Annotated in this window: 8 protein-coding genes; 3 read left to right on the plus strand and 5 right to left on the minus strand. The window is 68.0% G+C overall.

Annotated features, from left to right (window positions below):
* Nucleotides 1-804: 804 nt before the first annotated feature.
* A complete protein-coding gene (thiD, locus tag ACWEWT_RS38035; RefSeq protein ID WP_452565766.1) occupies nt 805-1,644 on the minus strand; it encodes a bifunctional hydroxymethylpyrimidine kinase/phosphomethylpyrimidine kinase in 840 nt (279 codons plus the stop codon).
* 148 nt (nt 1,645-1,792) lie between these two features.
* Nucleotides 1,793-2,350: a TetR/AcrR family transcriptional regulator gene (locus tag ACWEWT_RS38040; RefSeq protein ID WP_452565768.1), complete on the minus strand. Its 558-nt coding sequence runs from the start codon at nt 2,348-2,350 to the stop codon at nt 1,793-1,795.
* Nucleotides 2,351-2,389: 39 nt separating this feature from the next.
* On the opposite strand from ACWEWT_RS38040, the gene ACWEWT_RS38045 reads away from it, so the two are divergent.
* Nucleotides 2,390-3,628, plus strand: a complete 1,239-nt coding sequence (locus ACWEWT_RS38045; RefSeq protein WP_452565769.1) for a KasA/KasB family beta-ketoacyl-ACP synthase — start codon at nt 2,390-2,392, stop codon at nt 3,626-3,628.
* Between the two features lie 74 nt (nt 3,629-3,702).
* Here the strand turns inward: ACWEWT_RS38045 and ACWEWT_RS38050 are convergent, their stop codons facing one another.
* The gene (locus ACWEWT_RS38050) at nt 3,703-4,056 is read right to left on the minus strand and encodes a nuclear transport factor 2 family protein (protein ID WP_452565770.1); all 354 of its coding nucleotides are present in this window, start codon (nt 4,054-4,056) and stop codon (nt 3,703-3,705) included.
* Nucleotides 4,057-4,171: 115 nt separating this feature from the next.
* On the opposite strand from ACWEWT_RS38050, the gene ACWEWT_RS38055 reads away from it, so the two are divergent.
* Nucleotides 4,172-4,951, plus strand: coding sequence for a helix-turn-helix domain-containing protein (locus ACWEWT_RS38055; protein ID WP_452565772.1), 780 nt, complete (start codon nt 4,172-4,174; stop codon nt 4,949-4,951).
* Between the two features lie 249 nt (nt 4,952-5,200).
* Nucleotides 5,201-5,824 (plus strand): NAD(P)-dependent oxidoreductase, encoded by a 624-nt coding sequence (locus ACWEWT_RS38060; protein WP_452565773.1) that lies wholly within the window; start codon nt 5,201-5,203, stop codon nt 5,822-5,824.
* Nucleotides 5,825-5,884: 60 nt separating this feature from the next.
* Here the strand turns inward: ACWEWT_RS38060 and ACWEWT_RS38065 are convergent, their stop codons facing one another.
* Together ACWEWT_RS38065 and thiC are read right to left on the minus strand one after the other, a co-directional pair.
* Nucleotides 5,885-7,033 carry a GTP-binding protein gene (locus tag ACWEWT_RS38065; RefSeq protein WP_452565774.1) on the minus strand — a complete coding sequence of 383 codons (1,149 nt, stop codon included), beginning with the start codon at nt 7,031-7,033 and terminating at the stop codon, nt 5,885-5,887.
* A gap of 264 nt (nt 7,034-7,297) precedes the next feature.
* Nucleotides 7,298-8,926, minus strand: coding sequence for a phosphomethylpyrimidine synthase ThiC (gene thiC / locus ACWEWT_RS38070; RefSeq protein WP_452565776.1), 1,629 nt, complete (start codon nt 8,924-8,926; stop codon nt 7,298-7,300).
* Nucleotides 8,927-9,599: the final 673 nt, after the last annotated feature.

The raw sequence follows: 9,599 nt of genomic DNA on the forward strand, positions 1-9,599 counted from the left end.
GGGGGGTGGGGCCCTATTAACCCCGGTTCTTCACTCCGCCGCTCAGTCGCTGCGCTCCTTCGCTCTGTCGCTCCAGAACCGGGGCGGGCCCCACCCACGGAAGCTGACCATCCGGAGTGGGTAGAAGATCCGTGCTGTTGTACGCCTCGACCAGCCTGGGAGGCTCACGTCACTGTAAGTGCTCAATGGTCGCCGATTCTATGGACAGGCCGGCGGCACGCGCTCAGTCGCTGCGCTCCTTCGCTCTGTCGCTCCAGAACCGGGGCGGACCCCGCCTGCGGGGGTGGACCATCCGGAGTAGTAGAGGTGTGGACCATCCGGAGTGGTGGGGTGGGCCGGTGTCGTGGGGGTCGAGGTGTAGCGCTGTCTCCGGGGTCGATGATTCGGCTGCCCTCCGGACGGGGCTACGGGAGGCGGGCGTTTGTGTGGGGATGTTTCTCGATCACCTGGGTGGGACTGATCGGGTGGGCCGCTCGGTGGTTACTCGACGGTCGCCTGTTCGGGGAGGGGCTGTGGCACGTGCGCGGGATCCGGGCACCTGCCGCGCTGTGCCGGCCGAAGGGAAGGGTCGCCGAACTCCGGCCGGCGGTTGATCGCAGCGCTCATCGGCTCCCGGCCCGGGTTGACCGGGCCGCCGAGACCGTTCGGCCGGGAGGGGCGCCCACCTCGCCGGCTCGGTATTCCTACTCGCACGATTTCAACTCGAACTTCGTTGTTCTCGCCTCCACGACGCTGTGGAGATGTGCTCTGGAACACTTCGAGTATGGACCCGGCCACCGACAGGTTCGCCGAGGGGGGTCGGCGTCAGCCGAGTCGCCACAGGGGGGATACTGGACCGTGGCCCTTGCCCAGTTCGTAGGCCGCTTCCAGGCTGCGCCGGGTCCATTCCTTGGCGAATTCGAACGCGTCGGGGACCGAATAACCGTGGGCCAGTGCGCAGGCCAGGGCCGCGGCCAGGGTGTCACCGCCGCCGTGGTCGTTACCGGTGTCGATACGCGGCGCGGAGAATTCCAGGAACTGGTTGCCGTCGAACAGCAGATCGGTGCTCTGCGCCGAGGTGCGCAGATGCCCGCCTTTCACCACGACCCATTGCGGTCCGAGACCGTGCAACGCCTCGGCCGCGGTATGCGCGGACGCCGTATCGGTGACCTCCACTCCGGTCAGCAACCGCACCTCGTCCAGATTCGGGGTGACGATGGTGGCCAGCGGGAACAGGGTGTACCGCACCGCGTCCAACGCTTCGGCGTGCAGCAGCGGATCGCCGTGCATGGAGGCCGCGACCGGATCGACGACCAGCGGCACCTCGGCGTCGTGGCCGATCCCGACCTCCCGGCAGACCCCGGCGACGGCCTCGATGATGGCGCTGGAGGCGAGCATGCCGGTTTTCGCGGCGCCGATCCCGATATCGCCGGCCACCGACCGCACCTGGTCGGCGACGACCTGGGGCGGTATCTCGTGGAACCCACTCACCCCCACGGTGTTCTGTACGGTTACCGCGGCCACTGCCACCAGAGCGTGGACACCGCACAGCGCCATGGTTCGGGTATCGGCCTGTATCCCGGCCCCGCCGCCCGAATCGGTACCGGCGATGGTGAGCACCCGGACGGGGGTCTGCCCCGGGGGTGTCAACGGCAACAAATTCACGCCGTCACCCTACGTGGGCGGGGGTCGGCCCGGGGTGGGTGTACCGGGACGTTCCGTGCCGCTGGGAGTCCAGCGGGCGCCGGAGTCGGAGCGAGACGGGGAGGGAACATTCCGGCGGCGGTCGGGCGACCGGACGTGGGCCGAGGTCTCAGCGGATGGTCCGGTCGATCAGCCGGCGGGCCGCTCGGTCGGTGCGTTCGATATCGCCGGTGACGAACCGGTCCTGCAGGATGCCGCGTAGGCCGGAGACCAGCAGGGTGGCCGCGACATCCGGTTCGTCGACGGTTTCCAGCGTGCGCAACTCGTCGGTGAGGGTGCCGATGAATATCGCGATCGCGTCGCGGGCGTAACCGGCGTAGGGCCCGTCCGGCGCGCAGGCCGCGCCGATGACCTGGAGCATCACCCGCACGCTCACCGCGCCGGTGCCGGTGGTGTTCGAGCGCCAGAAATCCCAGAGCCGATCTCGTAGCGCCGCGGCGTCGCCGGTATCGGCGAATACCTCGGGTAGGTCGGGCCGGTGGGTGGCGAGGGCCTGGACCAGGAGTTCTTCCTTGGTGCCGAAGTAGTAGATGAGCATTCGCGAACTGGTGCCGAGGGCCGCGGCCAGGGGGCGGAGCGAGAGGTCGGCGAGGCCGCGTTCGGCGATATAGCGCACTACCGCGTCGAGGATCTCGGCGCGTTTCGCGTGATCGAGTGGGCGGGCCATGGGTTGACTGTAGCGAACGCTACAGGTATCCATGACCGCGTGACTGTACCGATCGCTTCAGAAACTCGAACCCAGGTGGTCGTCACCGCGTATGCGGGCGCCACCTCGATCGCCGACGATATGGACGAGACCTGGGCAGGGCTGCTGGACGGCCGCACCGGTATCACCGCCCTCGACGAAGAGTTCGTCGCGGAATACGACCTGCCGGTGCGGATCGGCGGCACGCTGACCGCGCACCCCGGGGCGCACCTCACCCGGGTCGAACAGCGCAGGCACTCCTATGTGGAGCAGCTCGCGCTGGTACTCGGGCGGCAGGTCTGGGCCGCGGCGGGGCGGCCCGGGGTGGAGGGTGAACGGCTCGCCGTATGTATCGGCACCGGGCTGGGCGGCGGCGACGCGCTCATCGACGCGGTCGACGCGATGCGGGCCGGTGGTTATCGCAAGGTGTCTCCGATGGCGGTACCGATGGTCATGCCCAACGGCCCGGCGGCGGCGGTCAGCCTGGAAATCGGTGCGAAAGCGGGTGTTTTCGCTCCGGTCTCGGCCTGCTCGTCCGGTACCGAGGCGATCGCCCACGCCTGGCGGCTCATCGCGACCGGCGAGGCGGATGTGGTGGTCGCCGGTGGGGTGGAGGGGCATATCCACGCCGTCCCGATCGCCGGTTTCGCGATGATGCGGGCGATGAGCACCCGGAACGAGGATCCCGCCGCCGCCTCACGGCCCTTCGACCGCGACCGTGACGGTTTCGTCTTCGGTGAAGCGGGTGCGCTGGTGGTCCTCGAATCGGAACGGCACGCCCGCGCCCGCGGCGCCGATATCCATGCCCGGGTGCTGGGCGCCGGAATCACCTCCGACGCCTATCACATCGTCGCCTCCGATCCGGCGGGTACGGGAGCGGCCCGGGCCATGCGCAAGGCGATCGCCGTCGCGGGGTTACAGCCCGCCGATATCCAGCACGTCAACGCCCATGCCACCTCGACCTCGATCGGGGACGCCTCGGAAGCCGCCGCGATAACGGCCGTCACTCCCGCCGCCTCGGTGTACGCGCCCAAATCGGCACTCGGGCATTCCATCGGCGCGGTCGGCGCGCTGGAAACCATCCTCACCACGCTCACCCTGCGCGAACAGGTCGTACCGCCGACCCTCAATCTGGAGAATCCCGATGTGGACCTGGATATCGTGCACGGTGACGCGCGCCGACAGCGGATCGATCACGCCCTGACCAATTCGTTCGGGTTCGGCGGTCACAACGTGACGCTCGCCCTGGGCCGCGCGTGACCGAGCCGCGCGGATACCACGGGGCGACGGCCGGTCCGGCCGCCGGGTAGCGCCCGGCGCCGGCCCGCGGGTAATCAGCCCGGCACTTTGTCGAGGAAGCCGAGGACCGTATCGATCCGGCCCTGCTCGTCGGTGACCAGCACATCGAATCCGATGATCACGGGTTCGGCATCAGCGGGGCCCAGGCCCCACTGGAACCGGACCTGGCGGTGGTGATCGTCGGGCTCCCCGACCTGGGTGAAGACGAACCCCGGGAACTGCTCGTGCACCGCGCCGATGGTCGCACCGATCGCGTCGTGCCCGACCGCCTCGGCGAGCGGATCGGTGTAGGACGCCCGCGGTGCCCAGTGCCGGGCCAGCAGTTCGGTCCGGGTGGTCGCGTCGGTGGTGTTCCAGGTCTGCAGGTAGGCGGTGACGGTGTCTTTCATCGGAGTTCCTTCCGGGGTTGGTGAACCAGGTGCCATCAGCATCGTCACGAACGGCCGCGCGGACGATTACCTCCGAGGTAATGGGTTCGGTTACCGGCCCGGCTACGATTCCGGTGTGGTTATCTCGGATACCGGACCCTCGGTCGGCGGGCTGCTGCGGTCCTGGCGGGAGCGGCGCCGGCTGAGCCAGTTGCAGCTGGCGGCGGAGGCCGAGGTGTCCACCCGGCATCTGAGTTTCGTGGAGACCGGCCGTTCCCGGCCGACCCGGGAGATGGTCGAACGATTGGCCGGGCATCTGGACATCCCGCTCCGCGAACGCAACGAATTACTGCTCGTGGCCGGGTACGCGCCGAGCTACGGCCAGCGCGATGTGAACGCGCCGGAGTTGCGGTCGGTGATGGACGCCTTCCGGATCCTGCTCGACGCGCATATGCCGCATCCGGCCCTCGTCCTGGACCGGTGCTGGGATGTGGTGGACCGCAACGCCGCCACCGATCTACTGCTCGACGGATGTCCGCCCGAGTTGCTCGAGCCGCCGGTGAACGCGATCCGGATCTCGCTGCATCCGGCCGGATTGGCGCCGCGTATCCGCAATATCGGCCAGTGGCGGGGGCATCTGCTCGGCCAGTTGCGCAGCCGGCTGGAAGCCACCGGCGATCTCCGGTTGAAAACCTTGCTCGACGAGGTATCGGCCTACCCGTGCCACGACGCGGGCGTGGTGGCACGAGCCGATGTCGTGATTCCGCTGCAGCTCCGGGTGGGGGAAACCGAACTCTCGTTCTTCAGCGTCACCACCTCGGCGATGTCGGCGACGGACGTCACCATCGACGAACTGCATATCGAAGCCTTCTACCCGGCGGACGAGGCGACCGCCCGCGCGGTGCGACCGGGCTGATCCGGGCGCGACGGGATCGCCGGCCGCAGTACGGGTACGGCCGAGTGATGCCGGAACGGGGTATCGCGCCGGTCTGCCCGGGACGCCGCGCCGACAGCGGAATGCCCGCCGAGGCCGGGCGGGCGGGGTCTACGAGTTCGATGTGGACGCTCGCTTATGTCCTCGAGCGTCACAGCCATGGTTCGTCTCCGTTGCGGAGGCTGTACTGGATACAGCCAAAAGGCAACGGTTTTCGAGTCAGGAGCAATTATGCGAATCGCGGTTTTCGGAGCGACGGGTACGGTCGGGCAGCACATTGTCGAGCAGGCGCTGGAGCGCGGATACGAGGTGACCGCGCTCACCCGCGACGCCGGCCGGATCGCCCGCACCCACGAACGTCTGCGCGTCGTGGAGGGTGATGTGCTCGATCCCGGAGCGGTGGAGCGGGCGGTCTTCGGCCAGGACGCGGTCCTGGTGGCGCTGGGCAACGGGCGCAAAGGTGTGGTGCGGGCCGAGGGCACCCGGACGATCATCGAAGCGATGAACCGTACCGGGGTGAAACGTCTCGTCTGCCAGTCCACGCTCGGCGCGGGCGACAGTCGCGCCAATCTGGATTTCCTCTGGAAATACATCATGTTCGGCCTGCTGTTGCGTCCCGCCTATGCCGACCATCAGCAGCAGGAGACCTACGTGCGGGCCAGTGCTCTGGAATGGACCATCGTGCGGCCCAGCGCCTTCACCGACGGTCCCCGGACCGGTACCTACCGGCGCGGATTCGGCGCGGACGAGACCGGGCTCGCCCTGAAGATCGCCCGCGCCGATATCGCCGAATTCCTGCTCGACCAGATCACCGACCGCACCTATGTGCACCGGGCGCCCGGGATCTCCAACTGAGCACGCCCCGAGTTGTGGTGGCGGATGGGGCGCGGTGATCGGCCGGGGACGCGGTCGGGTTCAGGCGTGTTCGTGGGGTGCGTCCCAGGCGGGGAACGGATCCGCGTAGCGCGCCCAGGCGCGGGGCCCGGCGGCGTACTCGGCATCGGTCAGCAGCGCCGCGTCGAGCCCGGCGCGCAGTCCCGGCCGATCCAGTTTCACACCGATGAACACGATTTCCTGCCCGGCCGGGATCTCCAGGGCCGACCACCACGCCGCGGGTTCGAAGGTGAGATTCGGTCCCGCCTGCGACCAGACCGCGGCCAGTTCCGGGCGGCTGGCGATCCAGCAGAACCCCTTGCTGCGCAACAGTCTGCGCAGCCCGGACACCACCGCGGCGAGCCGCTCCGGGTGGAACGGGCGGTCGGCGGTATAGGTGAGACTGCTGATCCCGTATTCCTCGGTTTCGGGGGTGTGCCCGCCGGCCAGCTCTTCGGCCCAGCCTTCCGCGGTGGCGGCGACCGCGGGATCGTAGCGCCCGGTATCGAGTACCTCGGCCAGTTCCACCACCCCGTTGCTCGTGCGGATCAGCGTGGCCCGCGGATTCATCCGCCGCAGCGTCGCCTCCACCGCCCCGGCGACCGCCGGGCTCACCAGATCTGTTTTGTTGAGCAACAGGACATCCGCGAATTCGACCTGGTCGGCGAGGAGTTCGGCGATACCGCGTTCATCGCCCGCGCCGGCTTCCAGATTCCGCGACGCGAGAGTCTGCCCGCGGGTCACCTCGGTGAGGAAGGTCGAGGCGTCCACGACGGTGACCATGGTGTCGAGCCGGGCCACTTCGCCGAGCGAGAACCCGTCGTCGAATTCCCATTCGAAGGTCGCCGCCACCGGCATGGGCTCGGAGATACCGGTGGATTCGATGACCAGCTGATCGAATCGTCCGTCCCGGGCCAGTCTGCCCACGGCTTCGACGAGATCCTCCCGCAATGTGCAGCAGATGCAGCCGTTGGTGAGCTCGACCAGTTTCTCCTCGGTCCGGTCGAGATGGCCCTGCCCGGCGACCAGGGCCGCGTCGATGTTCACCTCACTCATATCGTTCACGATCACCGCGACACGGCGACCCTCCCGATTGGCGAGGATGTGGTTGAGCAGAGTGGTCTTGCCGGCTCCGAGGAACCCGGACAGGACGGTTACGGGCAGGGATTCGGACGGGGTTCGCGTAGCCATTCGGTAATGATAACTGTTTTCATTAAGTGTCCGGTCCGAGGTACCTCCGATATCGGGGGATCGCGGCGGGGCCTGGTCGCGGACCGCGCCGACCGCCGCCGGCACGTGGCCGACCATGGGTCCGGCAGCCCGGGAGGACGGCACGACCCGGCGGCCGCGGTCCCGCCCGCGGGAATCGATGATCACGCGAGGCGGGCGGGACCGCGGCCCGGTCGGGGGTTCTTTCCGGGAATATCGACGTGGCCCGGCGCCGGGGACGGGCCGCTAGGAAACCACGGGCAGGTAGACCCGCTTCCCGGTTTCGGCGAACTCGGCCGATTTCTCCGCCATACCCGCCTCGATCGCATCGATATCGGTCAGATTGTTGCGCTCCGCGTACTCGCGCACATCCGCGGATATCCGCATCGAGCAGAACTTCGGACCGCACATCGAGCAGAAATGTGCCGTCTTGGCCGGCTCCGCGGGCATCGTCTCGTCGTGGTATTCGCGGGCGGTGTCGGGATCCAGCGACAGCGCGAACTGGTCGCGCCAGCGGAACTCGAAGCGCGCCTTCGACAATTCGTCGTCACGCCGCTGCGCGTGCGGATGACCCTTGGCGAGATCGGCGGCGTGCGCGGCGATCTTGTAGGTGATGACGCCGGTTTTCACATCGTCGCGGTCGGGGAGACCCAGATGTTCCTTCGGGGTCACATAACAGAGCATCGCCGTTCCGGCCTGCGCGATGATCGCGGCTCCGATGGCCGAGGTGATGTGGTCGTAGGCGGGTGCGATATCGGTGGCCAGCGGGCCGAGCGTGTAGAAAGGGGCCTCCTCGCACAGCTCTTCCTCCAGCCGCACGTTCTCCACGATCTTGTGCATCGGCACATGCCCGGGACCCTCGATCATCACCTGGACACCGTGTGATTTCGCGATCTTGGTCAACTCGCCGAGGGTGCGCAGTTCGGCGAACTGGGCCTCATCGTTGGCGTCGGCGATCGAACCGGGCCGCAAACCGTCACCCAGTGAGAACGTGACGTCGTAACGGGCCAGGATCTCGCACAGTTCGCCGAAATGGGTGTACAGGAACGATTCCCGATGATGGGCCAGACACCACGCCGCCATGATGGAACCCCCCCGCGACACGATCCCGGTGACCCGTTTCGCCGTGAGCGGTACGTACCGCAGCAGGACCCCGGCGTGCACCGTCATATAGTCGACGCCCTGTTCGCACTGCTCGATCACGGTGTCGCGGTAGATCTCCCAGGTGAGTGCGGCCGGATCGCCGCCGACCTTCTCCAGCGCCTGATAGATCGGTACCGTCCCGACCGGCACCGGCGAATTGCGCAGAATCCACTCGCGGGTCTCGTGGATGTTCTTGCCGGTGGACAGATCCATGATGGTGTCGGCGCCCCACCTGGTCGCCCACACCATCTTCTCGACCTCTTCGGCGATCGACGACGACACCGCCGAATTGCCGATATTGGCGTTGATCTTCACCAGGAACTTCTTGCCGATAACAGTCGGCTCCAGTTCGGGATGGCGGTGGTTGGCGGGTATCACCGCCCGGCCGGCCGCGACCTCGATACGTACCGACTCCGGCGATACACCCTCCCGGGCGGCGACGAACCGCATCTCCGCTGTCACGACCCCGGCCCGGGCCCACGCCAGCTGAGTGCGCGGTCCAGGTGTATCCGGCCTTTCCCAGCCGTCCCGTAGCGCGGGCAACCCGGCCTCGAGATCGATGGTCGCCGCATCGTCGGTATACGGCCCGGAAGTGTCGTAGACATCGAAACTGTCGCCGTTGGTCAGGTCGATCCGGCGCACCGGAATGCGCAGACCGTCGATATCCCGATAGTGCTTGACGCTGCCCTCGATCGGACCGGTGGTCACGGAATCGACAGGTGTGGTCGTCATATTTCCTCCCTACGCCGGCATTACCCGGTCAGGTTCATACGGTCGACGGCCCTGAGCGCTCCGTGGAGCTAGCCGTCCTCTCAGCCCGCTGGTGCGAGCCCCCGTTGGCATGTGCAGTTTTCGCCGCCGACCATACCCGCCTCGCCGCGGACCCGTCGGCCCGCAATAATCCGCCCGGTATCCCCGGTGCGCCCCACGACAGCTGGAATCCGGGTCCCGGGACGCGCGCGCCCGGCCGTCCACAGGCCGGCGACCTTCGAGCGCTCGCCTGTGCCGTGCCCCTGTGCAGGCCGGTCGAGGTGCGATTCCGCACCACCTTCGGCTACCTCCGTACGGGTGGGCGCCTCACCCCGGTCGGGCCCACCTCGATGCCGCGGCGATGGAGCGGAAACGCGGCAACCGATCGCCCGCGATGCGCGGTCGGCTGTCACGAATCGATGCTCTTGCCGACCTCGTCCGTGAAGGCCGTTCGCCGACGAGCGTGCGAGCGCCATCCAGGTATCCACGCATGCACTGTTCCCCCCGGTCGAGAAGTGTTTCCGCCTCCCCTCTAACCCACCCCGAATGGTCGACCTCAGCGGGTGGGGCCCGCCCCGGTTCTGGAGCGACAGAGCGAAGGAGCGCAGCGACTGAGCGCCGGAGTGAAGAACCGGGGTTAATAGGGCCCCACCCC

It is taken from the genome of Nocardia sp. NPDC003963 (assembly GCF_053605105.1).

What these genes read in the sequence shown, in the direction of transcription:
- ACWEWT_RS38050 (WP_452565770.1), bottom strand. Translation starts at nt 4,056, where the DNA reads ATGAAAGACACCGTCACCGCCTACCTGCAGACCTGGAACACCACCGAC.
- ACWEWT_RS38060 (WP_452565773.1), top strand. Translation starts at nt 5,201, where the DNA reads ATGCGAATCGCGGTTTTCGGAGCGACGGGTACGGTCGGGCAGCACATT.
- thiC (WP_452565776.1), bottom strand. Translation starts at nt 8,926, where the DNA reads ATGACGACCACACCTGTCGATTCCGTGACCACCGGTCCGATCGAGGGC.
- ACWEWT_RS38065 (WP_452565774.1), bottom strand. Translation starts at nt 7,033, where the DNA reads ATGGCTACGCGAACCCCGTCCGAATCCCTGCCCGTAACCGTCCTGTCC.
- ACWEWT_RS38040 (WP_452565768.1), bottom strand. Translation starts at nt 2,350, where the DNA reads ATGGCCCGCCCACTCGATCACGCGAAACGCGCCGAGATCCTCGACGCG.